This is a genomic window from Serratia sp. 2C06 (assembly GCF_050037615.1).
Taxonomy (GTDB): Bacteria; Pseudomonadota; Gammaproteobacteria; order Enterobacterales; family Enterobacteriaceae; genus Serratia; species Serratia ureilytica.
Genome location: NZ_CP188299.1, coordinates 4267228 through 4292573, shown reverse-complemented (window position 1 = coordinate 4292573; position 25346 = coordinate 4267228). Strand labels below are relative to the sequence as shown.

At 59.5% G+C, this 25346-nt stretch carries 24 protein-coding genes and 3 pseudogenes; 13 read left to right on the top strand and 14 right to left on the bottom strand.

Features of this window, described 5'->3' with window-relative positions; genetic code table 11:
- Nucleotides 1–15: 15 nt before the first annotated feature.
- The 4 genes from ACP3TA_RS21095 to ACP3TA_RS21080 form a co-directional block, all read right to left on the bottom strand.
- Nucleotides 16–789: a DUF3307 domain-containing protein gene (locus ACP3TA_RS21095; protein WP_033650823.1), complete on the bottom strand. Its 774-nt coding sequence runs from the start codon at nucleotides 787–789 to the stop codon at nucleotides 16–18.
- Between the two features lie 2 nt (nucleotides 790–791).
- A complete protein-coding gene (locus ACP3TA_RS21090; RefSeq protein WP_046687361.1) occupies nucleotides 792–1388 on the bottom strand; it encodes a hypothetical protein in 597 nt (198 codons plus the stop codon).
- A gap of 213 nt (nucleotides 1389–1601) precedes the next feature.
- Complete coding sequence (locus tag ACP3TA_RS21085) at nucleotides 1602–1781, bottom strand: hypothetical protein (RefSeq protein WP_004935085.1); 180 nt, start codon at nucleotides 1779–1781, stop codon at nucleotides 1602–1604.
- A 95-nt stretch (nucleotides 1782–1876) separates the two neighbouring features.
- The gene (locus ACP3TA_RS21080; RefSeq protein ID WP_206196314.1) at nucleotides 1877–2986 is read right to left on the bottom strand and encodes a YbdK family carboxylate-amine ligase; all 1110 of its coding nucleotides are present in this window, start codon (nucleotides 2984–2986) and stop codon (nucleotides 1877–1879) included.
- 150 nt (nucleotides 2987–3136) lie between these two features.
- On the opposite strand from ACP3TA_RS21080, the gene ACP3TA_RS21075 reads away from it, so the two are divergent.
- The 3 genes from ACP3TA_RS21075 to arsC all read left to right on the top strand — a co-directional run bounded on the left by ACP3TA_RS21075 (nucleotide 3137) and on the right by arsC (nucleotide 5268).
- Nucleotides 3137–3463, top strand: coding sequence for a metalloregulator ArsR/SmtB family transcription factor (locus ACP3TA_RS21075; protein ID WP_122016279.1), 327 nt, complete (start codon nucleotides 3137–3139; stop codon nucleotides 3461–3463).
- A gap of 69 nt (nucleotides 3464–3532) precedes the next feature.
- Nucleotides 3533–4822 (top strand): arsenic transporter, encoded by a 1290-nt coding sequence (locus ACP3TA_RS21070; protein ID WP_042784908.1) that lies wholly within the window; start codon nucleotides 3533–3535, stop codon nucleotides 4820–4822.
- A gap of 14 nt (nucleotides 4823–4836) precedes the next feature.
- Nucleotides 4837–5268: a glutaredoxin-dependent arsenate reductase gene (gene arsC / locus ACP3TA_RS21065; RefSeq protein ID WP_069100616.1), complete on the top strand. Its 432-nt coding sequence runs from the start codon at nucleotides 4837–4839 to the stop codon at nucleotides 5266–5268.
- Between the two features lie 26 nt (nucleotides 5269–5294).
- On the opposite strand, the gene ACP3TA_RS21060 is transcribed toward arsC, so the two are convergent.
- From ACP3TA_RS21060 to fdhD, 3 genes are read right to left on the bottom strand one after another with little or no spacing between them, the layout of a single operon-like run.
- Nucleotides 5295–6257 (bottom strand): Dyp-type peroxidase, encoded by a 963-nt coding sequence (locus ACP3TA_RS21060; protein WP_033643584.1) that lies wholly within the window; start codon nucleotides 6255–6257, stop codon nucleotides 5295–5297.
- 34 nt (nucleotides 6258–6291) lie between these two features.
- Nucleotides 6292–7209, bottom strand: coding sequence for a bestrophin family protein (locus tag ACP3TA_RS21055; protein WP_033643582.1), 918 nt, complete (start codon nucleotides 7207–7209; stop codon nucleotides 6292–6294).
- A 58-nt stretch (nucleotides 7210–7267) separates the two neighbouring features.
- Nucleotides 7268–8110 (bottom strand): formate dehydrogenase accessory sulfurtransferase FdhD, encoded by an 843-nt coding sequence (gene fdhD, locus ACP3TA_RS21050; protein ID WP_033650829.1) that lies wholly within the window; start codon nucleotides 8108–8110, stop codon nucleotides 7268–7270.
- A gap of 294 nt (nucleotides 8111–8404) precedes the next feature.
- On the opposite strand from fdhD, the pseudogene ACP3TA_RS21045 reads away from it, so the two are divergent.
- The 6 genes and pseudogenes from ACP3TA_RS21045 to umuC all read left to right on the top strand — a co-directional run.
- A pseudogene (locus tag ACP3TA_RS21045) lies at nucleotides 8405–8595 on the top strand (DNA polymerase V); the annotation flags it as partial.
- 24 nt (nucleotides 8596–8619) lie between these two features.
- Nucleotides 8620–8733: pseudogene (locus ACP3TA_RS21040) on the top strand (resolvase); the annotation flags it as partial.
- A 75-nt stretch (nucleotides 8734–8808) separates the two neighbouring features.
- Entirely contained in the window at nucleotides 8809–9180 is a 372-nt protein-coding gene (locus ACP3TA_RS21035; RefSeq protein WP_206196315.1) for a hypothetical protein, read from the top strand.
- 313 nt (nucleotides 9181–9493) lie between these two features.
- Nucleotides 9494–9673: pseudogene (locus ACP3TA_RS21030) on the top strand (SOS response-associated peptidase family protein); the annotation flags it as partial.
- Between the two features lie 188 nt (nucleotides 9674–9861).
- Complete coding sequence (umuD, locus tag ACP3TA_RS21025) at nucleotides 9862–10296, top strand: translesion error-prone DNA polymerase V autoproteolytic subunit (protein WP_033643579.1); 435 nt, start codon at nucleotides 9862–9864, stop codon at nucleotides 10294–10296.
- A 2-nt stretch (nucleotides 10297–10298) separates the two neighbouring features.
- Nucleotides 10299–11615: a translesion error-prone DNA polymerase V subunit UmuC gene (gene umuC / locus ACP3TA_RS21020; RefSeq protein WP_033643578.1), complete on the top strand. Its 1317-nt coding sequence runs from the start codon at nucleotides 10299–10301 to the stop codon at nucleotides 11613–11615.
- Nucleotides 11616–11642: 27 nt separating this feature from the next.
- On the opposite strand, the gene aceE is transcribed toward umuC, so the two are convergent.
- Nucleotides 11643–14318: a pyruvate dehydrogenase (acetyl-transferring), homodimeric type gene (gene aceE / locus ACP3TA_RS21015; protein ID WP_101452873.1), complete on the bottom strand. Its 2676-nt coding sequence runs from the start codon at nucleotides 14316–14318 to the stop codon at nucleotides 11643–11645.
- 154 nt (nucleotides 14319–14472) lie between these two features.
- On the opposite strand from aceE, the gene ACP3TA_RS21010 reads away from it, so the two are divergent.
- The gene (locus ACP3TA_RS21010) at nucleotides 14473–14910 is read left to right on the top strand and encodes a MarR family winged helix-turn-helix transcriptional regulator (protein WP_033643576.1); all 438 of its coding nucleotides are present in this window, start codon (nucleotides 14473–14475) and stop codon (nucleotides 14908–14910) included.
- On the opposite strand, the gene ACP3TA_RS21005 is transcribed toward ACP3TA_RS21010, so the two are convergent.
- Nucleotides 14911–15990: a transketolase-like TK C-terminal-containing protein gene (locus ACP3TA_RS21005; RefSeq protein WP_089191954.1), complete on the bottom strand. Its 1080-nt coding sequence runs from the start codon at nucleotides 15988–15990 to the stop codon at nucleotides 14911–14913.
- Between the two features lie 305 nt (nucleotides 15991–16295).
- On the opposite strand from ACP3TA_RS21005, the gene ACP3TA_RS21000 reads away from it, so the two are divergent.
- The gene (locus ACP3TA_RS21000) at nucleotides 16296–17645 is read left to right on the top strand and encodes a colicin-like pore-forming protein (RefSeq protein ID WP_060660564.1); all 1350 of its coding nucleotides are present in this window, start codon (nucleotides 16296–16298) and stop codon (nucleotides 17643–17645) included.
- 52 nt (nucleotides 17646–17697) lie between these two features.
- Here the strand turns inward: ACP3TA_RS21000 and ACP3TA_RS20995 are convergent, their stop codons facing one another.
- The 4 genes from ACP3TA_RS20995 to ACP3TA_RS20980 all read right to left on the bottom strand — a co-directional run bounded on the left by ACP3TA_RS20995 (nucleotide 17698) and on the right by ACP3TA_RS20980 (nucleotide 21488).
- Complete coding sequence (locus ACP3TA_RS20995) at nucleotides 17698–18114, bottom strand: RbsD/FucU domain-containing protein (RefSeq protein WP_033643572.1); 417 nt, start codon at nucleotides 18112–18114, stop codon at nucleotides 17698–17700.
- Nucleotides 18115–18159: 45 nt separating this feature from the next.
- The gene (locus tag ACP3TA_RS20990) at nucleotides 18160–18924 is read right to left on the bottom strand and encodes an SDR family NAD(P)-dependent oxidoreductase (RefSeq protein WP_033643571.1); all 765 of its coding nucleotides are present in this window, start codon (nucleotides 18922–18924) and stop codon (nucleotides 18160–18162) included.
- Nucleotides 18925–18945: 21 nt separating this feature from the next.
- Entirely contained in the window at nucleotides 18946–20181 is a 1236-nt protein-coding gene (locus ACP3TA_RS20985; RefSeq protein ID WP_226772921.1) for an MFS transporter, read from the bottom strand.
- Nucleotides 20182–20450: 269 nt separating this feature from the next.
- Nucleotides 20451–21488 carry a LacI family DNA-binding transcriptional regulator gene (locus tag ACP3TA_RS20980; protein ID WP_033643570.1) on the bottom strand — a complete coding sequence of 346 codons (1038 nt, stop codon included), beginning with the start codon at nucleotides 21486–21488 and terminating at the stop codon, nucleotides 20451–20453.
- A 294-nt stretch (nucleotides 21489–21782) separates the two neighbouring features.
- Between ACP3TA_RS20980 and kynA the strand changes: the two genes are divergently transcribed.
- Both kynA and sbmC read left to right on the top strand, forming a co-directional pair.
- Nucleotides 21783–22625: a tryptophan 2,3-dioxygenase gene (gene kynA, locus ACP3TA_RS20975; RefSeq protein ID WP_046687354.1), complete on the top strand. Its 843-nt coding sequence runs from the start codon at nucleotides 21783–21785 to the stop codon at nucleotides 22623–22625.
- A gap of 22 nt (nucleotides 22626–22647) precedes the next feature.
- Entirely contained in the window at nucleotides 22648–23115 is a 468-nt protein-coding gene (gene sbmC / locus ACP3TA_RS20970) for a DNA gyrase inhibitor SbmC (protein WP_033643568.1), read from the top strand.
- Between the two features lie 188 nt (nucleotides 23116–23303).
- Here the strand turns inward: sbmC and ACP3TA_RS20965 are convergent, their stop codons facing one another.
- Nucleotides 23304–25232 (bottom strand): type VI secretion system Vgr family protein, encoded by a 1929-nt coding sequence (locus ACP3TA_RS20965; RefSeq protein ID WP_042784895.1) that lies wholly within the window; start codon nucleotides 25230–25232, stop codon nucleotides 23304–23306.
- Nucleotides 25233–25346 lie beyond the last annotated feature (114 nt).

The window sequence follows — 25346 nt, the reverse complement described above, 5'->3', positions numbered from 1 at the left end:
TTCGCCCCCGCACCGCTACAGCAGTTTGTTGACCAGCAGGCCGAGCATGATGGTCAGCGTGAAGGAAAACAGCGTGCCGAGCAGCACATACTCGGTACGCATCTTATCGTCACTTTGGCGCAGATCGCCGAAACGGAAGATAGATTTGGCCGCCAGCAAAAAACCGATCGCCGGAATTTGCCCCAGCAGCACAAAGGTCAGGATCAGCGTTCTTTCCAGATAGCCAATCTGTTTGCCCGCGCGCAGCAGCGAATCGTTGTCGGCCTTGGCCGAAGGCGGCATTTGCGGCGTCCAGCGCGCCAGCAGTTGCCCAATCAGCAGGCTCATCGGCAGATAAATCAGGCTGTAGGCCACCAGCACCAGGCCGGTTTGCCAACTCCCCAGTTGCCGTCCCAACGCCGCGAGCAGTTCACCGGCATTCGGCGTCAGCCCCAGCCACAGCAAGGCGATCACCGCCAGATGCAATCCCTGATCGAGCAGAAAGCTGCGGGCCGGGCTCAGGCGGATCATGGCGGTGACTTTCAGCAAATCGATCAGGTAGTGGCTGACGGCGATAACCAGCAGGCTGACCAGCACCTGCAGTGAAGACAGTCCGCCGTGCAGCAGGCCGAAACCGGCCACCACCCAGGCGGCCAGCACCCCATGCAGCAACGCGTGCAACAGCAGAAAACGCGAACGCGCGCGATGTTGGATTTTATCTTCCACCCAACTCAGCGGCTGCAGTGGAAAATCCGCCAGCAGATGGACGATCAACAGCCAGGCCAGTAAAGGCGCATAGGTCAGATCCATAGTCAGACGATCCTGTTAATGGCGTGAATAAACCGCATGATCTCCTCATAGGCTGCGCGTTTGAGCGTGGCGGAGACCGTGGAAGCGGCTTTTTGCAGCTGCTCGGCTACGGCCGCGCCGCTGTCGGCGAACATTCTCGCCTGGACGATGCGCGCTTCGGTCTGCGACAAGCGGCCAATGACATGATCTAACATCGGCAGCAGATCGCTGACAATGGCGTTTGTCCGATCGTTGTCGGTTTTCAGAGCCAGGCGGCAATTTTTCGTCATGGCGTCCAGCGCGCTGCCGGAGTTGATAAAGGCGCTGCCGTAACCGGCGGCGTCGGGCCGTTGGCTACCCAGCCCGACGGCGATGCGCGCATCCCAGTGCGCGGCGCCCATCGCCCGTAGCGCAGTGCGAATATACACCGCCAGCAACAGCCCGTCCTCCGGCGCGGCCTGCGCCTGGAAGGCATCGCCGCGAAAGATTTCCACCTGGCGCAGCCGCCCGTCGCGCTGCAGCCGATCGAGCAGGCTGTGCAGCCCGTTGAGGTAGTTGACGGTGTCTGACCGGCGAGAATCGACCAGATCGCCGCTGATTACGCTGATTGGCGTCGGCATGGCGTGATCCGTTGTGGATGGAGGATGACTATAAATTCGCACCTGAATACGAATATGTCAATAATTCGTCTCTAAAGGCGAATTTTCTGGGTTTTGGTCGGTGGAGGCGAAACGTCGGGGGCGAAGAGAAAGGGAGAGAGACGGCCGGGAATGCGCGGACCTGTCAGGCCCGCCACCGGCGGCGTAGACGGAAAGAGGCCGGCGACCGGCCGTTCAGAAGCTTTTGACCAGCACGTCACGCGGCATTTCACTGCCGTGTTTCAGCAGGTGCTCAAACGATCTTTCGCTGCTTTTCAACTGCTGCAAAAACTCCTGCGGCGACAGATCGTGCTTTTTGCCGCTCATGTAAGCCAGCGCCAGTTCTTTTGCCTGATAGCGGGAGAAATTGTACATAGTGTCCTCGATACGGTGAATGTCAGTGCTCACGATTGTAGCGAAAGAGCACATAATGAACAGCCGCTTTGGCGTATGGAATCGATAGCCGAAACTTAACTTGCCGGTTGCAACAGCTCATCGCACAGGCGTTTGATGACCTGGGTTTGCGGCAGGCCGTTGTGCAACATCTGGCGGATATGCTCCGCATCGCTGATGCCCCGGCGCACATGGCGCTCGACCGCCTGCAGCACGGCCCGATCCTCCTGCCGCTCGGCGAAGCCGCTCAGCGAGTCGAGGGTGTGCAGGATATGTGCGGTCAGGCTGCAGCGGCGCAGCGTGGCGGGATCGACATATTCGGCGGCGAAACCGCTGCGATAGGCGTTGATCTTGTTGTAGTTGGTGAAGGCATCGTACTCCGGCGCGATCGGTGTGCGGTGTTGCAACAGAAAATCGGCCAGCAGACGGCAGTAACCGACCAGCAGCGTGGCGTGCGCGAGGCGCAGCGGCGTATCGCAGATGCGGATCTCTACCGTGCCCAGCTCCGGTTTCGGCCGCGCATCCCAGTAAATATCCTTGACGCTGTCGATGACGCCGGCGGCATGCAGCCGGTCATAGTAGGCGTTGAATTCGCGCCAGCTGTAGATGTGTTCCAGGCAGCCGTAATTGGGGAAAGAATTCTGTGCGCTGAAACGGGAGCTGGCAAAGCGCGTATCGACGCCCTGGTACAGCGGTGACGAAGCGCTGAGCGCGATCAGCTGCGGAAAATAGGGCGTCAGCGCATGGCACAGGTACATCGCCTCGTCTCCGTCGTTGACGCCGAGGTGGATGTGTTGGCCGAATACGCAGGCCAGCTTGGAGAGATAGCCAAAACGGCTGGCCAGCTGCCTGTAGCGCGCGTTGTCGCTGATGACCTGCTTGCGCCAGTCGTTGCTCAGGTGGCGGCCGCCGCCGCAGACGTCACAGCCCAGGCTCCGTGCGCTGCGCCGGACGGTATCGGTCAGGGCGCGCAGCTCGGCGTGCAGCGCATCGAGATCGCGGTGCACCGAGCTGTTCAGTTCCACCATCGACTTGGTGAGCTCATGTTTGACGCGTCGGCGGTCGCCGACCGCGCTGACCACCCGGTCAGCCCGATCCGTAAGATCGTAGTGCTCGTCATCGACCAGCTGCAGCTCTATTTCGGTGCCGATGGAGAGTCTTTCCGACGGTTTGAATGTGAGCGGCATGGCGCCTCCTTCCCATAAAAACAGCGTAAGATAAGTATAAGTTGTTGGGCTGGGGATAACGCCTTGCGTTTTATATTTGCTTTTTCGAATATGAAGGTGATATTTTCACGAGCGATTTGTCGAGCAGATAAAGGTTAACGGGAGTGCGACATGACGTCATTGACGCCGCTGAAGCTGTTTAAAAACTTGTCGGGTGAGACGCGTCTGACGCTGGTGCTGGTGCTGCGCCACGCCGGCGAGCTGTGCGTGTGCGAGCTGTCGGGCGCACTGGCGCTGCCGCAGCCAAAAATATCAAGACATCTGGCGATGCTGCGTGAAAGCGGGCTGTTGCTCGATCGGCGCGATGGCAAGTGGATACATTATCGCCTGTCGCCGCATATGCCGGCCTGGGCGGCGGCTATTATTGAGCAGGCTTATCAGTGCCGATCAGAACAGATGATGGAATTGGCGCAACGCGCGGCGAAAGGTTGCCCGTAACGATAAAAAATTTGCCTTAACATATCCGGAAAAACATATATGTAAACTTGAAGAAGCAGCGAGGCGACGATGATAGTGGCAGGGACAATCTTTATTCTGACGTTGATTTTGGTGATTTGGCAACCGAAAGGGCTGGGCATCGGTTGGAGTGCGTCGATCGGGGCGGGATTGGCATTAGTGAGCGGCGTGGTGCACGTCGGTGATATTCCCGTGGTGTGGCAGATAGTCTGGAATGCGACCGCGACCTTCATCGCCGTCATCATCATTAGCCTGCTGCTGGATGAAAGCGGCTTCTTCACCTGGACCGCCTTGCATGTCGCACGTTGGGGCAACGGCAAAGGTCGATGGCTGTTTACCTACATGTTGCTGCTAGGGGCTGTAGTGGCAGCGTTGTTCGCGAACGACGGCGCCGCGTTGATTCTGACGCCGATCGTGATCGCCATGCTGTCGGCGCTCGGTTTTCGTCCTGCTGCCGTGCTGGCTTTCGTCATGGCGGCGGGCTTTATCGCCGATACTGCCAGCCTGCCGCTGGTGGTGTCCAACCTGGTAAATATCGTTTCAGCGGATTTCTTCCGGCTGGGCTTTACGGAGTATGCGGCGGTGATGGTGCCGGTCAACCTTGCCGCCGTCGCGGCGACGCTGGTGATGTTGCATCTGTTCTTCCGCAAGGATATTCCGCAGCGCTACGCATTGACGCGTTTACCGGTGCCACGGGAAGCGATTCGCGATCGCACGACGTTTCGGACCGGCTGGGCCGTATTGGCGCTGTTGTTGATGGGTTTTTTCGCCCTGGAGCCGCTCGGCGTGCCCGTCAGTTTGGTCGCCGCTTGCGGCGCCCTGGTTTTGCTGGCGGTGGCGAAACGCGGGCGAGCGATCGATACCGGTAAAGTGTTGCGCGGGGCGCCCTGGCAGATCGTCATTTTCTCACTGGGCATGTATCTGGTGATCTACGGGTTGCGCAACGCCGGTTTGACCGATTGGCTTTCCGGTGTGCTGGACGCGTTGGCACGGCAGGGGCTGTGGGCGGCGACGTTTGGCACCGGTTTCCTGAGCGCATTTCTCTCTTCCATCATGAATAACATGCCGACGGTATTGGTGGGGGCGTTGTCTATCGACGGCAGCAGTGCGGAAGGCGTCATCAAACAGGCGATGATTTACGCTAACGTTATCGGCAGCGATCTCGGCCCCAAAATTACCCCGATTGGCAGCCTGGCGACGTTACTGTGGCTGCATGTGTTGGCACAAAAGAACATCGTCATTACCTGGGGCTATTATTTCCGCGTGGGGCTGGTGATGACGTTACCGATTTTGTTTGTCACCCTGGCCGCGCTGGCATTGCGGTTGTCCGTTTTGCCCTGACCGGAGAAACCGTCATGAGCGACATCAAGATTTACCATAACCCGGCCTGCGGCACGTCGCGCAATACGTTGGCGTTGATCCGCAACAGCGGCGTTGAGCCAGAGGTGGTTTTGTATCTGGAAACGCCGCCAAGCCGCGAACGATTGATTGCGTTGCTGGACGAAATGGGCATGACGCCGCGCGCGTTGCTGCGCAAAAACGTCGAGCCTTACGCCGAGCTGAAGCTGGACGAAGCCGGCTGGCGCGATGATCAACTGATCGATTTCATGCTGCAACAGCCGATCCTGATCAACCGCCCCATTGTGGTGACCCCGCTCGGCACGCGTTTGTGCCGTCCGTCGGAGGTGGTGTTGGAGATTCTGCCGGATCCGCAGCGCGGCGCCTTCAGCAAAGAGGACGGGGAGCCGGTGATTGATGCGCAGGGCCACAGGATAACCAACGGCTAATCGCTGCGGCCCCGCATTTCATCCAATCAGTGCAGTTCGGCGCCGCTGCGATCGGCCAGCGCTTCCAGCAGCGGGGCAGAAGGCACGAAGAACAGGGTGCCGGTCACCGCGTGGCTAAAATCGAGCAGCCGATCGTAGTTGCCGGCCGGGCGGCCGATAAACATGTTTTCCAGCATCTGCTCGATCGGCTGCGGGGAGCGCGCATAGCCGATAAAGTAGGTGCCGAACTCGCGCAGGCCGGGGCGGCCGAACGGCATGTTGTCGCGCAGAATTTTCACCTCGTTGCCTTGCTCGTCGGTGATGGTGGTCAACGAACTGTGCGACGACGACGGTTTGACCGCTTCATCCAGCTCGATGTTGGACTGTTTATGGCGGCCGATGATCTTCTCCTGCGTTTCCACGCTGAGCGAATTCCAGCCCTGCATATCGTGCAGGTATTTCTGCACCAGCACATAGCTGCCGCCGCTGAACGCCGCGTCTTCGTCGCCGATCACCGTGTAGTCGAAGGCTTCGTGCCCCTCCGGGTTCTCCGTACCGTCGACGAAGCCGATCATGGCGCGCTGATCGAAATAACGGAAGCCGTGCACCTCCTCGATCACCGTCACGGCGTCGCCGAGCTTGGCGGTCAACTGAGAGGCCAGTTCAAAACACAGATCCATTTCATCGGCGCGGATGTGCAGCAGGATGTCGCCAGGCGTGGCGACCGCAACGCGCTCCCCGCTGCCGATCGGGCTGAACGGATGCAGCTGGCGAGGGCGCGGCGCGCCGAACAGCGTATCCCAGGCCTCGGAGCCGAAGCCGCAGACGCAGGTGAGATTGCCCGCCGGCGCGCGTTTGCCGACCGAACGTACCACGGCGGCGATATCGCCGCACCAGGCGCGCACCGCCGCCAGATGGGCGGGAACGGGCGACAGGGTGGCGACGATGAAAATGGCATGGCGCGTGACCGGCGTGAATACGGCTTGCGGCGGGGTGTTATTTGCATTCATTGCATTCGGCTCCAGTGTGTTCGGGTGAAATAGATCAGATCAAATTAAAGTGCTCGTCGGGTTTCATCGGCGGTGGCAGCGGGCTTTGGTCGTTCATTTCCAGCAGGTTGCGCTCGATGGTGTTGCAAATGGCGTTTAACGGCAGATGGTTGGCCGACACGCCGAACGGATCCTCCAGCTCTTCGGCCAGTGAGTCCCAGGATAAGAAGGTATAGGAAATGAACACCGAAACAAACGGTGTCATGTAATGCAGATCGGTCACCAGGGCAAAAGGCAACAGGCTGCAGAACAGGTAAACGGTGCGCTGCAGGATCAGGGTATAGGCGAACGGCACCGGGGTGCTGGCGAGCCGTTCGCAGCCGCCGAGGGTGTGAGACAGTTCGCTCAGCTTATCGTCGATCAGCCCGAAGGTGATGTCGCTCAGCAGGCCCTGACGGCGCAATTTGCCGATTTCCTGGCCCAGCATCAGCAGGATGCGGTTGGTCGGCATCGGGCTGGCGATCACCTCGGCCAGCTCGTTGCCGGTGAGATTGTGGTACAGATCGGCGGTGGGGTCGGTGCCGCGCAGCTGATGCTTCAGGCTCCAGCTAAAAGCGATCAGCAGCTTGGCGACCTTTTGCTGCACCGCCGGTTCGTCCGGCAGCAGGCTTTTGATCTGGCGCAGCAGGGTGCGTTCGGTAATCAGCAGCGAGCCCCACAGGTTGCGCGCTTCGACAAAGCGGCTGTAGCCGGCGTTATTGCGAAAGCCGAGAAAAATGGCGATGGCGATGCCCAACAGGCTGAACGGCGCGATGGTCAAATGCACGCCGAGCTGTTCGTACCATTGGTAGCTGATCACCGCCACTATCGACATCAGCACGTTCAGCGACAGGCGAAAGGTAATTTTTGACAGCACGGAACCGTGCCAGGCGAACAGGCGAAAAAACCAGTTCTGGTGCGGGCGAATTATCATAACGTGGGTGCTTCCTGGTGTCCTGCTATTGAGAATAGTCGATTCTTATCCGGCGGCGCTATGCCGCCGTTGTCGATTGCCAGAGCCGTTGCGGGTGCGTATAGACGGTGGCGCGCCCCGGTTTGCTGAAGCCCACCAGCGTCAGGTTGCTGCGCTCGGCCACTTCCACCGCCAGACGGGTGGCGGCGGAGACGGCGAACAGGATCTCGACGCCGCACATGGCGGACTTTTGCACCATTTCATAGCTTGCGCGGCTCGAGACCAGCGCCGCCCCTTGCGACCAGGCCTGTTGGCTGCGGTAACCCAGCAGTTTGTCGAGCGCCACATGGCGGCCGACGTCTTCACATCCGCCGCTGAGTGCGCCGTCCGGCTGGATCCAGGCCGCCGCATGGGTGCAGCCGGTCAGTTTTCCCACCGTTTGCACTTCCTGCAGTTGAGCCAACGCCCGGTCGAGTTGGGCCAAATCGAAACGTTGGGTGAAGGGCAGCGGTGCGATGGGCTGAGCAACCTCCTGCAGCTGCTCGACCCCGCAGACGCCGCAGCCGGTGCGGCCGGCCAGGCTGCGGCGCTTCTCTTTCAGCTGCATAAAGCGGCGGCTCGAGAGCTCTACATGCACTTCAATGCCGTTGCAGGCCGGTTGTTGACGGATGTCGTAGATATCGTCGGGAGAGGTGATGATGCCTTCGGACAGCGAAAAACCGATGGCGAAGGCCGCCAGATCTTTTGGCGTCGCCATCATCACCACGTGGGAAATGCCGTTGTACACCAGTGCGACCGGCACTTCTTCCGCCAGCCAATCCTGCTGCGCCTGAGCCAGATCGGTGCGCTGCCAGACCGCATGGCGAGACAGGCAGGCCTGTTCGATGTCGTCGGTTTCTGCGAGGAGTAGGTGCTTGTTCATAACGTTCTCGTGACCGTCGGTGACGAGGCGCCGACGAGGATGAATTCTTATTAGCAGGTGTGGGGATTATACAGGATTCTGATCCCGCTCGCGTAGGGAATCACGCCCTGCAGGTTATCCACAGTTTTGGTGGATAACGTGTGTGCAAGGGGCAGTGAAACACTTAGCAGGCGTAAAAAAAAATCGCTCAGAAAATTATTATATTACGCGACAAAGCGCGATCCGCAGGGGGATAGGGGGTTGCACGCGTTCGCGTTTTGTTTATGCTTTACTGTATAAATATACAGTTTGGTTATGATTATGCTGAGCAATTCAAGGTTGTATGCTTTTTCACCAGGTGAGCCCCTGACGTTACCGCTGTTTGCCGATCGCGTGGCCTGCGGTTTTCCCTCCTCGGCGCAGGACTATGTCGAGAGCCGGCTGGATATCGGCAAACTGCTGGTGCGGCATCCTAATGCCACTTATTCGTGCGCGCCAGCGGTGAGATGGAGCGAGCAGGATGGATCAGGCACTACCGACAGATTAAGAAACTGAGCATCCGAGAAACAGCAGACGCGACAGGCTACAGTACTTCCCAAGTTTGTCGCATTCAGGCCTTCTATAAAGAAGTTGAGACTGATTAAAAAGCAGCCTTAATGTACAATAATTTTCGATATCCAAACTGACCCCATGAACAATCAATGAGTTAGAGGTGAAAGATGATTTCATACAAAAAAATCATACCTGCTCTTGTCATATTCGCTTTATCTAATGCTGTGGCATATGCGAATGATTTCGACAAATCAAATGAAGCGATGGCAATTTCAGCAATAGGTTTTTCTGGCTCAAATGCTCGTGTTGCACATGATGTTTGCGGGGCAACCAATGAGAAAATTGATAAATATAAAAAACAAATAAAAGACTCATTAACTAGAACATTAAAGTATGAACAGTCAGGATTCGATACGCATTGGGATAATGGTTGGAAAAATGCTGATTTTTTGGTTAAGTCATTAAGTAATGATGAAGCTTATAAAAAAGAATATTGCCGAGAGATTTTAGATGGAATTAATAATCCTGAAATGAATTAAGGATTATTCCTTATTCGGGGTTCTACGCCGGAACCCCAGATTTTTCCGTCCGCTAAAATTATCCCCGGTTGAGCAGCTTTATACCGTCAGCTCGCAGTGGACCATCAGGGGAAATGTGGCGGTACAGCGTTTGTCGGGTTATCCCAAGCTCCTGGCATAACGTACTGACTTTCGTCTCTGGCCGTCCCATTGATGCCATTGCCAGTCGCAATTTTATTGGCGTCATTTTGTAAGGCCGTCCGCCGTTCCTCCCGTGGGCTCTTGCTGAGGCAAGGCCTGCCGCTGTTCTTTGCGGCGCTGTACGCAGCAGAGACCGACGGCCGCGCGCGACTGGCTCGACTCCCGCTTAGTCCCGCCCTCTGGTCAAATGCAGGCTGACGTGTACAGCCTGCAGGCAGAGGATTTCGTCTGGCAACCGGTATCGCCCGCCGTCGGCGCCGTTCGCAATGACAATCCCTCACTCATCCTGCCCATCGATACGCCAACGGTCTGAGTGCCGCATTATCCACAGTTTTGGTGGATATCATGTGTGCAAACACACGTGAAGAACGCCAAAAGCTGCAGGAAAAATCGCTCAGAAAATTATTATATTACGCGGGAAAGCGCGATCCGCAGGGGGATTGGGGGTTGCACGCGTTCGCGTTTTGTTTATGCTTAACTGTATAAATATACAGTTTGGTTATGATTATGCTGAGCAATTCAAGGTTGTATGCTTTTTCACCAGGTGAACCCCTAACGTTACCGCTGTTTGCCGATCGCGTGGCCTGCGGCTTTCCTTCCCCGGCGCAGGACTATGTCGAAGGCCGGCTGGACATCGGCAAGCTGCTGGTGCGGCACCCCAACGCCACCTATTTCGTGCGCGCCAGCGGCGAATCGATGATCGACGGCAACATTCGGGACGGCGATCTGCTGATTGTCGACAGCGCCCTGACGCCGGAGCATGGCAATATCGTGATCGCTGCGGTGGACGGTGAATTCACCGTCAAAAAGCTGCAGTGCCACCCCGACGTGCGGCTGTTGCCGATGAATCCCGCCTACGCGCCCATCGTGTTCGACGACGAAGCGCAGCTGGAGATTTTCGGCGTGGTGACCTTTATCGTCTACGCGGCGCTGTAGCCATGTTCGCCCTGGTAGACGTCAACAGCTTCTACGCTTCCTGCGAGACCATTTTCCGGCCCGACCTGCGGGGGCGGCCGGTGATTGTGTTGTCCAACAACGACGGCTGCGTGATCGCCCGCAGCGCCGAGGCGAAGGCGCTGGGCGTGCCGATGGGCGCGCCTTATTTCAAGATCAAAGAGGAGATGCGCCGTCGCAACGTCGCGGTGTTCTCCTCCAACTACGCGCTGTACGCCGATATGTCCCGCCGGGTGATGGACACGCTGGAGGAGATGGCGCCGGCGGTGGAGATCTATTCACTGGACGAAGCCTTTCTGCGGCTGGACGGCGTGGCGCGCTGCGAGGCGCTGGAACCGTTCGGCCAGCGGGTGCGCGATCGCATCCGGCGCGAGCTGCATTTGACGGTCGGGGTCGGCATTGCGCCGAGCAAAACGCTGGCCAAGCTGGCTAACTTCGCGGCCAAGAAATGGCGCGGCACCGGCGGCGTGGTGGATTTATCCGATCCGGCGCGCCAGCGCAAACTGCTGGCGTTGCTTCCGGTGGAAGAAGTGTGGGGCGTGGGCCGCCGCCTGACGCGCCAGCTGCAGGCGATGGGCATTCACACCGCGCTGCAGCTGGCGGACTGCGATACCCGGCTGGCGCGTAAAACCTTCAGCGTGGTGCTGGAGCGCACGATACGTGAGCTGCGCGGCGAGTCATGCCTGCAATGGGAAGATGAGGCGGCGGCGAAAGAGCAGATCATCTGTTCCCGCTCGTTCGGCCAGCGGTTGACGCACTACCCGCACATGCGCGAGGCGATCTGCAGCTATGCCGAACGCGCCGCCGAAAAGCTGCGACAGGAAAAGCGCTATTGCCGCAACGTGTCGGTGTTTATCAAAACCAGCCCGCATTCGGCGGGCGAAGGCTATTACAGCAATATGGGCACCGCCCGGCTGCAAACGCCGAGCAACGACAGCCGCGACATCATCGCCATGGCGGTACGTGCGCTGGAGAGCATTTGGCAGGAGGGGCGGCGTTATCTGAAGGGCGGCGTGATGCTGGGGGATTTCAGCGCCGCCGCCATGGCGCAGATCGACCTGTTCGACGACTGCCCGCCGCGCCGCAACAGCGAGCGCCTGATGGCGACCCTCGATCGCCTGAATCAGGAAGGGCGCGGGCGCGTGTGGTTCGCCGGGCAGGGGATCGTCAAGCCGTGGCAAATGAAGCGCGACATGCTGTCGCCGGCTTACACCACCCGGCTGGCGGACATTCCCGTGGTGCGGCTGGGGGAGCGGGCGCCGCGCGCTGCCGAATCGAAGGAAGAAAAACGCCGCGGGTGATAACCGGCGGCGTGGGTAGGCTATGCGTTACTTCGCCGCCGCCGGATCCGGCTTATTGGGGGCGATGCCGTACAGCGCCATGGCGCGGTTGACCTCGCTGCGGGCGATACGGCCTTCGTCTGCCAGCAGTTTCAACGCGGCGAGCGCGATGAAATGGCGGTTGACCTCGAAGAACTCACGCAGCGCCTCGCGGGTGTCCGAGCGGCCAAAGCCGTCGGTGCCCAAGGCGATAAAGGTGCGGTCGGGCAAGAACGGTTTGATCTGATCGCCGACGATCTTCATATAGTCCGTCGCTACCACCACCGGGCCGGGATGCGCCGCCAGCAGGCTTTGGATATAAGGGACTTTCGGCGGATCTTCCGGATGCAGCAGGTTCCAGCGTTCGGCCGCCATGCCGTTGCGGCGCAGCTCGCTCAGGCTGGTGGCGCTCCAGATATCGCTGGCGACGCCAAAGTCCACGGCCAACAGCTCCGCCGCCGCCAGCGCCTCGCGCATGATGGCGCCGCTGGCGACCAGCTGAGCGCGCGGGCTCTCTTGGGTTGTCGCTGCGCTCTGTTTGAGCAAATACGCCCCCTGGATAATCCCGTCCTCTACGCCCGCCGGCATCGGCGGCTGCGGGTATCCCTCATTGAGCAAGGTGATGTAGTAGTAAATATCCTCTTGCTCAACGAACATCCTGCGCATGCCGCTCTGAACAATCACTGCGAGTTCATAGGCATAGGTCGGATCGTAGGAGACGCAGCTGGGGATCACGGAAGACAGCACGTGGCTGTGGCCGTCGTCATGCTGCAAGCCTTCGCCCATCAGGGTGGTTCTGCCGGAGGTGGCGCCGAGCAGGAAACCCTTGGTGCGCGCGTCGGCCGCCGCCCAGGCGAGATCGCCCACCCGCTGCAGCCCGAACATGGAGTAGAAGATATAGAACGGGATCGTCGCGACATCGTGGTTGCTGTAGGCGGTGCCGGCGGCGATCCAGGTCGATATCGCGCCGGATTCGTTGATGCCTTCCTGCAAAATCTGGCCGTCTTTGGCCTCTTTATAGTAGCTGAGCTGCCCGGCATCCTGCGGGGTATATAGCTGGCCGAGCCAGGAATGGATGCCAATCTGGCGGAACAGGCCTTCCATGCCGAACGTGCGCGACTCGTCCGGCACGATGGGCACGATCAGTTTGCCGATGTTGGGGTCTTTGAGCAGCGCACCGAGGATATTGACGAAGGCCATGGTGGTTGACATGTTGCGCTCGCCGCTGCCCTTAAGGAGACTGTCGAAGCGCGATAACGCCGGTATCGCCAGCGGGGTGGATTGGCCGAAGCGGGCGGGGATGTAGCCGCCCAGCGCGGTGCGCGTCGCGGTGATGTACTTCGCCGCCGCGCTGTCGGGCTCGGGCTTCAGATAAGGGATCGCTTCCAGCTGCGCATCGGGGAGCGTCAACCCCAAACGATCGCGGAAGGCTTTCACCGCATCCTGGCTCATTTTTTTCAGCTGATGGTTGATGTTCTGCCCTTCACCGGCTTCTCCCATGCCGAACCCTTTGACCGTTTTGGCCAATACCACCGTCGGCCTGCCCGGGGTATGCATCGCCTGATGGTAGGCGGCGTACACCTTTTGCGGATCGTGGCCGCCGCGGTGCAGCGCCCAGATCTCATCGTCGCTCAGATCGGCGACCAGCGCGAGCAACTCCGGGTACTTGCCGAAGAAATGCTCCCGCACATAGGCGCCGCTTTGCGACTTGAAGGTCTGGTAATCGCCGTCGACGCACTCCATCATGCGCTGCATCAGCAGCCCGGAGCGATCTTTTTGCAGGAGTTTGTCCCAGCCACTGCCCCAGATCACCTTGATCACCTGCCAGCCGGCGGCTTTGAAGGTGCCTTCCAGTTCCTGAATGATCTTGCCGTTGCCGCGCACGGGACCATCCAGCCGCTGCAGATTGCAGTTCACGACGAAGATCAGGTTATCGAGCTTTTCTCGCCCGCCCAGCGCAATTGCCGCCAGCGATTCCGGTTGATCCATCTCGCCGTCGCCGAGAAACGCCCACACCTTTCTCCCCTGATGCGGTTTCAACCCGCGGTATTCCAGATAGCGCATATAGCGTGCCTGATAGGCGGCGGTCAGCGGCCCCAGCCCCATCGAAACGGTGGGATATTGCCAGAAATCCGGCATCAGCCTGGGGTGCGGATAGGAAGAAAGGCCGCGGCGCGCGGATTCGCGGCGAAAGTTGTCGAGCAGCTCCTCGTCGATGCGGCCTTCGAGATAGGCGCGGCCGTAAATGCCGGGGGCGGAGTGACCCTGGATATACACCATGTCACCGGCAAACTCATCGGTGCGTCCGCGGAAAAAGTGCGTGAATCCCACGTCGTAAAGCACCGCGGCCGACTGGTAGGTGGCGATGTGTCCGCCGACGTTGGAATGTTTGCCGGCGCGCAGCACCATCGCCATGGCGTTCCAGCGAATAAACGCATTGATGCGCGCTTCCGCGGCCAGATCGCCGGGATACGTCGGCTGCTTATAGACCGGGATCGTATTCACGTACGGCGTGGTGACCATGCTGAAGAAATCGCCGTGTTTTCGCTGATCGGCTTCGGCCATTCTTTCCAACAAAAAATGCGCGCGTTCACGGCCGTCGATGTCGGCGACGCCTTCAAATGCCTCAAGCCATTCAGCCGTCTCTTGTGGGTCAAGATCTGCTTTTACCGCGGGTTGGTTCATAAAAGCTCCAAATGTACTTACCTGATAAGGCGCTGAGCGATACAGGAATTTATTGAATTGCATATGCAAGAGTTGCAAATGCAATAATGGTGAAAGCCACTCTATCCCTTTACAATTGCAATTGCAACTCACCGCTTTTGACGAGAAAACTGACATGACAGATAAACAACCCGACCTGTGGTTCTCCTTCGTGCGCGCGCACCGGGCAATCATCAAAAAGATAGAAACGCAATTGTCGGAGGCGGGGCTGCCGGCGTACGCCTGGTATGACGTGTTATGGGGATTGGAAAGCGGGGAAAACGGCACGCGCCGCATGCATGAACTGGCGGACGTGTTGGTGATTGAGCGTTATAACCTGACCCGCCTGATGGATCGCCTGGAAAAAGAGCGGCTGGTCACGCGTTTTCGTTCGGATGACGACCGTCGGGCCTCCTTCGCCACCATCACCGAGGAAGGCAAGGCCCTGCGGAAAAAAATGTGGGAGATCTACCGTGCGGTGGTCAAAACCCACTTTCTCAATCAGTTCAGCGAAGAAGAGATCGCACGCTTCTCCGACGCGTTGGACAACGCGATGCAGCTGGCCAGAGCGTGATCAGGCATCGGGCGTGATGTGCAGAACGCGCAGCGCATCGGCGATCAGCGTCGAGGGAATTTTCTGCTCGTCGGCCAGCAGTTTGAGGGCGCATAGCGCAATCCATTCCGCCTGCGGATAGTGAATTTCGCCCCGGGTGCGAGAATCCGAACCCACCGCGGCAAAGCGTGCGGGAATGAACCGCTTGAGCTGGTTGGCGAGCAGATGCGAATAGTCGGTGACGGCGACGACGGGGGCATTCCCGGCGCCCAGACACGTTTTCAGATGGCATTCGCCACCGCTGTCCTGGCGCTGCATGTCGGCGAGTTCGGCATCCTGCGCCAACCGCGTGTAGCTGGGGCAGCTCCAGATTTCGGCCGCGATGCCCCAATTTTTCAACACCTCAGCCGCCTGCTGAACGCGGGCGAGCGCTCTGCCTGCGCCGCACAGGCGAACCTGCAACGGCGAGTCCGCCGCCGTCGCGACACGATACATCCCCTTGAACGCCTGCTCTGCGACAAACGGCTCACCGGAAGCGGGGGCATCATTGTCTGCGTTGGTCGCGAGATACACCATCTTTCTCGTTCCCTCCAGATAGAGCGCGTGCAGGGCGTGATGGAGTATCGCGCCGGTTTCCCGGGCATTGGCCGGATCGAAAGGCAGCCAGTCCGGCATGGCGGTGAGCTGGAGCGGGAACCAGGCCTGCACGCCTTTCGGCAAGTCGGTACTGCCGGTATCCGCATCGCTGATGAAAATCCCCTTGCGATTGGTTTCCGGCTCAAGCCCGCGGAGCATGTCCACCGAAGGGGTGTTGACGACGTAAAACAACGGTTTCTCATAACGTTCTGATTGATGGCCAAACCAGAGCGGCCAGGCGGTGGCGTAGCGGGAGCTCGGCGGTTCGGCGCGCCTTCTGCCGTCGATGAGCCAGATGTTGCCACTGGCGTTTAGTTCGCTCAAGGCTTCCGCCGTCCAGGCGGTGGAAGAGGGAAGCGCCGCGCCGGCGTTCTGGCTGACGGAGGCCATCTTGCGGATACAGGCTTCGGCCAGGGTTCTGGTCCTGGCGGAGGCGGCAGGCATTGTTATACGTTGAGGCGACATGCGGAGCATTCCCTTTAAGTTGCAAGTGCGATGATTGTAATTGCAATTCATGGCGTGTGCCAATGACTTCTGAACAGGTCGCAGCCATCCAGGCGTGACCCGCGGCGATATATTCAGGTTATGCAGACGCGATCCTATTTGTTTCACCGACCAGACAGCCGCCATCCGTTGTCCTTATTTCTGCGGTTTTTTATAAATGACGGGCAGCTAAAAACGGTTTGCCGATAGGGATAATGCGCGTGTCAATCCGCGTTAAACGAGAATATCGGCATCTTAAAAATAAAACGAAATAAGGATGAAAGCATATGCCTGGATTTAATTATGGTGGTAAAGGAGATGGGACTAACTGGAGTTCTGAACGCGGTACGGGCCCTGAGCCGGGGGGCGGCGATAAAGGCCATTCCGGCGATCGCGATCGCGGCGGCGCCGGCGTTGGCAACAGCCCGGAACAGCAACAGATAGCGGCGATCCAAAACGATCCGGCGCTGCGCATGAAGCTGGAGGCGGTGATTAAGGCGGCGCGCAGAATTAACCCGGATGCGAAATTGCATATTGAAAGTGTCAGCCCATCCGGCACGCTGAGCCTTTCCGCCACCGGTTTGACGGCCGATCAGGCGAAGCACATTGGCCTGGGGGGGCTGGTGATGGGGGTCAACGCCAAGGGGGTGACAGTGGCGATCGGGGATATCGAAACCGGCCATGCGCGCAAACCCTCACCCCCTGGCAAAGGCGGCAACAATGGCCTGAATGCCGGGCAGATCGGCGCCTCTTCGTTAGGCAGTTTCGTGACAGACTCGCATCGCGATCGGCCCGTCAGCGGCTGGCATGGCAACGGCAAAACCGGCGAATTCTCGACGACCCGCACGACCGGGAGTTACTACGGTTTTCATCATTTGAAGGTGGAAAAGCAAGACGGAGTGGCGACCTACAACCTCTACTATAAGGCCAATAAGAACCGGCCCGCGTTTATCGCCGTGGTGAGAGGGGATAACCTGAATGCCATGGAGGTGAAATATGCCAACGGCAAGCCGGTAAAATCGCCCGGCTCGGTAAAAACGATCGTTAAGGAATTCGTCGAATATCAAAATGCGGAATTAAAAGCCATCAAGGATGGCGTCAGCCTGGCCGCAGGTATCAATAAAGATATCGCGGAAAAGATCGGCGCGAAATACGCCAAACTCGCCAAGGATTTGGAAGCGGGAATTCAAGGAAAATATATCCGCAACGTGCAAGATGCGGAGAAAACCTACGAGCAATTGACGAAGGGCCTGAATAAAAAGCTCAAGGCGCAGGACAAAGCGGCGATTGTCGCCTGGCTGAAAATGATCGATGCGGAACAGTATGCCCGCAATGCGCGGGTATTGGGCAAGGTCTTCACCGGGGTGGACTGGGCGCTCAAGGGCGCGGATCTGGTAAACGCCGCGATTGAAGGTTTCTCAACCGGCAACTGGAAAGCGTTCCGCAACCAGCTCGAAGCGCTCGGGTTGTCGATCGGCGCAGGGTATACGCTCTCCGCTATCGCCGCGTTTTTCGCGCCGACGCTGGTGTCGTCGACGGTGGGCATTTTCGCCTTCGCTTACCTGTTTGGCTGGGCCACCAGTTATATCGATGCGGAACGTGCGGGGGAGCTGGAGAAGTGGGTCGCTGACCTGTAACGGCATGAGGGGGCTGGCCCCCTCATTTTATCCCTCACACCCTCTACCTCTTTCACACCACCGGCGCCACCGTCAGCAGCAGATTGGCGAAGCGGCGCCGTTCGCCGGAGGCGATCACCAGCAGCGTCCGATCCGATTTGACCGCGGCGTAAAACGCCTCGCGCGGCAGGTGCTCGATCGGGCAATGTTCTGGCAGCAGTTGCCGGTATTCGGCTTCGATAGTGTTGGTGAAGTCCGGCGGGCAGGCCATCAGCGCCGCGCTTTCCACGTTGATGCAGGCCAGCAGTTTTTCCAGGATTGGCGGGGCGGCGAGCGTGCCGGGCGCCAGGTTCAGATAGACCACGGTGGCGTCTTTCGGCGCGTGCGTCACGCAGGCGTAATTGCCGTCGGCGATCAGCACCTGGGTTTTATGCCCGCATTGCGCCAGCGCGGCGAGCAGCGGCGGGTGAGTGATGGCGGATTTGATCATAAAGCGATTCCTGAATAGGGGGCGGCTGTGCCGCCCGCAGCTGAACTACATGCGGAAGATGCCGCCGTTGATGTCGAGAGTGGCGCCGGAGATGAAGCCGTCGTATTCCGCCGCCAGGAAGGCGATGGCGCGGGCCACGTCGTCCGGCGTGCCTGCGCGGCCCAGCGGGATGCTGCGAACGGTTTCCTCCGCCGATGCCTGGGTGGTATGGCGATTATGAAAGCGGGTGCCGAGGATCAGGCCGGGCGCCACCGCGTTCACCCGGATGCCGTGCTCGCCCAGCTCCGCCGCCAGCGAGCGCGTCCAGGTGAGCACCGCGCCCTTGGTGGCGGAATAGACCAGCGAGCCGGCGTGCCCGCCGGCGCGGCCGGCCAGCGAGGCCAGGTTGATGATGCTGGCGCCGTTCGGCGCCGCCTTCAGGTGCGGCAGCGCGCTCTGGGTCACGTTCAGCATGGTGGTCATGTTTACGTCGATCACGGTTTGCCAGAAGGCGCGATCGATCTCGCCCAGCCATTTGCGCCCGACGATGCCGCCGACGTTATTGATCAGAATATCGATGCCGCCGAGAAACTCGGCGCCGGCCGAGACGCAGCGCAGCGTTTCGTCGGTGTCGATGAGATCGGCGTAGCCGTAGGCGGCCTTTTGTCCGAGTGAATGGGCCAGCGCCACCAGCGCCTTGGGGCCGCTTTCGTCGCTGTGGTAGTGAAAATAGATGTCGCACCCGGCCTTGATCAGCCGCTCTGCGGTGGCGCGGCCGATGCCCTGTTCCGCCCCGGTGATAAAGACCTTTTTGCCCGCAAGATCGCCCATGATTGACTCCTTATTGGTTCGTTAAGAATTGATGACGCCTTCACGCTGTTTGGCGCAGTAGAAAATGCAGATCAAACCGGTCGCCAGCAGGCACGAGGCCAGGAAAAACAGCCCCGGCGCGCTGCTGCCGGTCAGATCGTTCAGCACGCCCACCGCATAGGGGGCGACGAAACCGCCGATATTGCCGATGCAGCTCACCACCGCCAGCCCGGCGGCCGCGGCCGCGCCGGTGGAGATATTGGCGGGCATGGATAAGAACGGCGGCACGGCGGTGTAGATGCCGATGGCGGCAATGCACAGGAATGACAGCGCGACGAACGGGTCGTATTTAAAAAATGTCACCGCGCCCATCAGGCCGATGGCGGCGATCACCATGCTGAGGCCGGCGAACACGCCGAGCTTTTTGGTTTTGCTGGCCCACAGGCTCCACGGATACACCAGCAGCGCGGCCAGGCCGTAGGGAATGAGCGCCAGCAGGCTGACGCGAAAGATATCGCTGCCGGAAATGGCGCTGATGATCGACGGCAGCCAGGTGCCGAAGCCGTAAATGCCGCATACCATGCCGAAGTTGAGCAGCGCGTAGAGCAGGTACTTTCTGTTTTTAATGCCCTTGAGGAAGTCGCCCAGCGTGATTTTTGAGCCGGATTTGGAGCGGCCGGCGTTGCTCATCAGCCAGGCTTTTTCCTCCACGTTCAGATAACCGACGTCCTTGGGCGAGTTCTTGATCAGGAAGGGGATCAGCAGGCCGATGACGATCGGCGGCAGCCCTTCGAGGATGAACAGCAGCTGCCAGGGGGCGAAGCCGAACCAGTCATGCTGAATATTGAGAATAAAGCCGGAAATCGGCGAGCCGACCGCGTTAGACAGCGGCTGGACGATGATGAACATGCCGAGAATTTTGGTGCGGTATTTTTCCGGGAAGAAGACCGTGAAGTAATACACCACCGAGGGAAAGAAACCGGCCTCGCACACGCCCAGCATAAAACGGCAAATATACAGCTCCAGCGGCGTGCGCACAAAACCGAGCAGGGTCGCGAAGATGCCCCAGGAAATTAATATTCTGGCGAACCAGATGCGCGGGCCGAATTTAATGGTGCCGGCGTTGCTGGGTATTTCAAACAGGAAATAGCCGATAAAGAAAATTCCGGAAGCGAAGCCGAAAGCCGAGGCGGTCAATCCCAGATTATCTTCCAACGCTTTGGCGGCGTAGGCCATATTGTTGCGGTCGAGAAAGGCCAGGAAATACAACAAGATCATTAGGGGGACAATATGCAGCGTCAATTTCCTGATGGCACTGCGTTCAATATCCTTTGGCATTGTTTTTTTCATCATGGTTTTTCCCATGTGGTTAATCGGAATAATAGCGGCCCGGCCCAAAGTCATGAGCGGCATGCTGAATAACGACGTTGCGTGCATAAAGCGTCGCGCCGTTTATTTAGTGCGACGACGCTGTTTTTTCTGATTTTGGCTGCGGCGAGCCGGACGATGCTATCTGCGCATCGCCTGGGTAAGCCGTTTTTACCGAATTAACCGGCGGTTTTGACGGAACGCCGGCTGATGACCGTCGGCGGGAAGAGAAACTCGCCGGGCGGTTGTGAATCATTGTTGATGCGGCCGATCAGGCGTTCGACCATCAGCTGCGCCATCTCGGCCAGCGGCGGGCCGATCGACGTCAACCCCGGTTCGGCCAGGCCGGCAAGCGCGATATTGTCGATGCCGACCACCGAAATCTCTGCTGGCACCTGGACGCCGGCGGCGCGCAGCCCCACCATCAGCCCGATGCCCAGCGCATCGTTAATCGCCACGATGCCGTCCGGGCGCGGCGTCAGCGCGAGGATGCGGGATGCCAGCGTCAGCCCCAATTCGAACATCTCCGTGTCGCCGTAGGCGCTGGTGGCTTTGCCTTCGATCACCCGTTGGCGTTCGCTCAAGTTGTGCCCCAGCGCACTCAGAAAACCGTCGATCTTGTGGCTGCGCCCCACGGTCAGCGCCGCTTCGGTGGCGAACACGATATGTCGGCAGCCGCGTTCGAGCAGGTGCTGCGCGGCCAGACGCCCGGCGGCGAGATTGTCCATCGACACGCTGTCGAACAACCGGCTGTCGGCGGCCATCGGCTCGGCGAACGGGCTGTCATAGCTGACGATCTTCATGCCCCGCTCGGCCGCCCGGACAAAATGGGTCTGGCGGATGTCGCTCGCCGCCACGATGATGCCGCGCACGCCATGCAGAAACATATCGTCGATAAACGCGGCTTCCTCCTGTTCCTGCCTGTAGGCGTTGCCGAGCAAGACGCGGTAGCGGTGAGCGCGCGCCGCGCTGTCGACGGCGTGCGCCAGCGCCGAAAAACTCGGGTTAACGATCGACGGCAGCAGCAGGCCGATGATCTTCGCCTGTGGCGCGAGGTTCACTGCGGTGCGCGCCGGACGATAGCCCAGGGTGTCCATCGCCTGTTCGATGCGCTGACGGGTCTGTGCGCTCATCTGGTGGCTGCGATTATTCAGCAGGTTCGACACGCTGCTGATGGACACGCCGGCCAACCGCGCGACATCACGAATATTTGCCATTTGCCGATCCCTTGCTGCCTGCCGTTAGCCTGCAATCTATAAGGGAAGGCGGGCGCAGGCAAGCCGCAACCGGGGCGAAACCCGCACGGGATCGCGCATTTGTGAGAGTCGTCAGGCGCAGGGCTGGTTGTTTACTAAACAGCAAAGGGCGGCGGCCATGGGGTGACGCGGATGAGTGAGATCTGCGAAGCATCTCTCGTTTATCGCACTTCGGGGCGGCGGGTTCTGTACTATTGTTTTCTCTTTGCGGCACGTTCCAGGCCGATGGGGCGCTGGGCGCAACGGAGATCACAGATGAACAAACGGGAATTAGAAAGCGCGATTGTCACCGATTTTTCCAAACGCATGAGCTATGGCGACTACCTGTGCCTGGACCAACTGCTGGACTGCCAGCACCCGCTCTCCAACCCGGCGCATCATGACGAAATGCTGTTCGTGATACAGCACCAAACCTCCGAACTGTGGATGAAGCTGATGCTGCACGAGCTACAGGCGGCGCTGCGGCTGGTGCAGCAGGACAAACTCAGCCACTGTTTCAAAATTCTCGCGCGCGTCAAACAGATCCAGCGGCTGCTGTTCGAACAGTGGGCGGTGCTGGAAACGCTGACGCCGTCGGAATACGTCGAGTTTCGCGATGTGTTGGGCAGTTCGTCGGGCTTCCAGTCGCATCAATACCGTTCGATCGAGTTTCTGCTCGGCAACAAGAACGCCGCCATGCTGGCGGTGTTCAGCAGCGATGCGGAAAAACACGCGGCGCTGAAGGCGATCCTCGAAGCGCCGAGCCTGTACGACGAATACTTGCTGTACCTGGCGCGCCACGGTTTGCCGATCCCGCAGGAGTGCCTCAAGCGCGACTGGACGCAGCCCTATCAGCGCAACCCGGATCTGCTGCCGGCGTTCAAAGTGATCTACGACAACCCGCAGACCTATTGGGAAGCGTATGAAATGGCGGAGAAGCTGGTGGATATCGAAGAGAGTTTCCATCTGTGGCGCTTCCGCCATATGAAAACGGTGGAGCGGATCATCGGCTTTAAGTCGGGCACCGGCGGTTCCAGCGGCGTCAGTTTCCTGAAAAAGGCGTTGGATCTGACCTTTTTCCCCGAACTGCTGGACGTGCGTACCGAAATCGGTGCCTGAGACACTGTGAGGGGGAAGGGCGATGAGCGTGAGGATTATCGATAAGGCGGCGGAGAAGGTGGTGGGGGTAAGAGTGGTGGGGCCGTATCCACAGACCATCCCGCAGGGTTCGCAGCAACTGCTGGCATGGCGGCAGCGTCACGACGTGCCGTTCGGCAAATGGCTGGTGTTGTACTGGGACGATCCGGCAGAAGTGGCGCCGGAAAAGCTGCGCGCCGACGTGGTGATGAGCGTGGCGGACGATTTCGCGCTGCCGACGGGCAGCGCGGGTATGACCGTGCAGACGCTGCCCGCTGGGCAGTACGCGGTTTACCGCGTACGCATCAGCGATGGCGATTTCGAACGGGTATGGGGCGAGTTTTACCAGAAGCTGCTGCCGGCCAGCGGCTATCAGCCGGTTGAGGGGGTGAGCTATGAACACTATCTCAACGATTGCGAGGCCGACGGCTATTTCGACCTCGAGATTTACCAGACGGTGAAAAAGTGGTGAAGGGGAAATGATAAAGAAGGCTGAATCGATAGGGGATATCGATTCAGCCCGTTGTGTTGGCTTAACGTCAGTGATTTTGCCGCCAGCCTATTAATCTCCTTGCCAAAAGGGGTTACAGCGGACGGCATTTTTGCCGGTACTGCCGCCCGAGGGGCGGCGTTAACCGGCTTTCCCGGCGAACAAATTACCTACTCTTTAGGGAACAGCTGATCGACGGCGCTCTGGATTGCCGCCTGATGGCCACCGCCCGGTGCGGCGGTGCGTGCGGCGCCGCCAGGCTGGTTGAGATCCAGCTGGCCGCCGGTGTTGATCGCGCCATCCTCTTTTACCGTGATATTGAAACTGGTGCCGGTGATGTTGATTTGGCCGTCCGCCAGCAGTTCGATCACGCTTTCGCCGCACTCGAGCCGCAGCGATTCGCCGGAGCCGAGGGTAAAGGCATTGACCACGGCGTCGCTGCGCGTTTTGCCGGTCAGCGCGGAGGATTCACCTTTGACGCCGGTCGCCTGATTGAGCACCACCCGTTTGATCTGGTTACCGCCCACCAGATGCGTGTGATCGTTAGCGATGGTGTGGCTTTCATCGTTTTTCACCTGGGTGTCCATGTTGCGCTCCGCCTGGATCCACACCTGTTCGGCGCCGGCCTTGTCTTCGAAACGCAGGGCGTTGGCGTTGTCGGCGGTGCCGTCCTTGGTGCGGCTCATAAAGCCCATCTGGGTGGCGGCGGCCGGCAGCGCCCACGGCGGCATGCTGGCTTCGTTATAGACGCGCCCGGTGACGATCGGCCGATCCGGATCGCCGTTGATAAAGTCCACCACCACTTCGTCGTTCACGCGCGGGATCTGCACGCCGCCGTAGCCTTGGCCGGCCCAGGCGCTGGAGACGCGCACCCAGCAGGAGCTGCCGTCGTCTTTCGGCCCGAAGCGATCCCAGTGGAACTTCACCTTGATACGGCCGTATTTGTCGGTCCAAATCGATTCGCCGGCCGGGCCGACCACCCGGGCGGTCTGCGGTCCGTGGGTTTTCGGCCAGGTGGCCTGCTGCGGCGGGTGCCAGGGCACGTCCGCCGGCAGGACGATGAAGTCGATGCGGTGTTCGCTGCTCTGATCGTCGCCGCTGGCGTAGCGATTCTCTTTCAGATGGTAGCTGGCCTGCAGCGTCAGATATTCGCGATTGTCGTCGGCATGCGGGGCGTTATACAGCGTGAAGGTACTGCCGGGGGCGATGCCCATGGCGGTGGCGGTACCTCGGATCTGTTGATGCTCGGCCTGCCAGGCTTCCTGGCGCACGCGGGCGTAGAACTCCCCCTGCTGATGCTCGGTATAGCGGCCCGGCCAGTCGTAAACGTCGATTTGTCCCGGCGTCGGCGAGACCGGGTTTTGCCGCGCCTGGAACAGCCAGGCGTTCGGTTTGCGGAAATCGTAGTCGTCCAGGCTGTAGATGCCCGGCGTGACGCGATCGGACAACGTCCACTGGCTGATACCTTCCTCGCTGGTGCTGCCGCCCGACGGCGTCAGGTGGTAGGGGATCATCTCATAGCCGGGATAGGGCTGGTGATGGTGGGGGGCGTCCCCGAGCACCAGCGTGTGTTTGCCCATTTCATGTTTGAAATAGTAATAGATGCCCTCCTGCTCCATCAGGCGGCTGATGAAGTTGAAGCTGCTTTCGTTGTACTGCACGCAGTAGCCCCACAGGCGATAGTCGCCGGTCAGCTGATCTTCCAACTGCACGTTGTGCTCCGCCAGCAGGGTCTTGACGATCTGCGGCACCGTCTGTTCCTGGAAGATGCGGAAATTGCGGTCTTTGGTCATCGGCCACAGATCCGGCTGCACGTGCAGGTTGTACACCGCGTAGCGCGTGCCGCCGATCTCTTCGCTGCTGACGGCGATGGCGGTGATCTTACCGTTCAGGTAACGCGGGGCGCTGAGAAAGCCCTGGGTCGGAATTTCCAGCGTCAGCGGTTGGCCGAGCAGCGCTTTGCGATCGAGGCGCGCGTCGGTGCTCAGCAATTCAATAGAGAAGTCGAAAGGAGTGGAAAGCGCTTCGATACCGTCCAGCGAGCGAAACAGCAGTTGCTCCTGGCCCAGCGGCGTGTGCGCAATAATGCGATCCAACATGAGAACGTCCTCTGTGATTGACGTCATGCCCTGCATACTCCGGCGTTGCAGCGGCCTTGCCGCGCGGCCAATGAGGGGGCAGTTGCTCGTCAGTCTCATGAAATAGGGGAAACC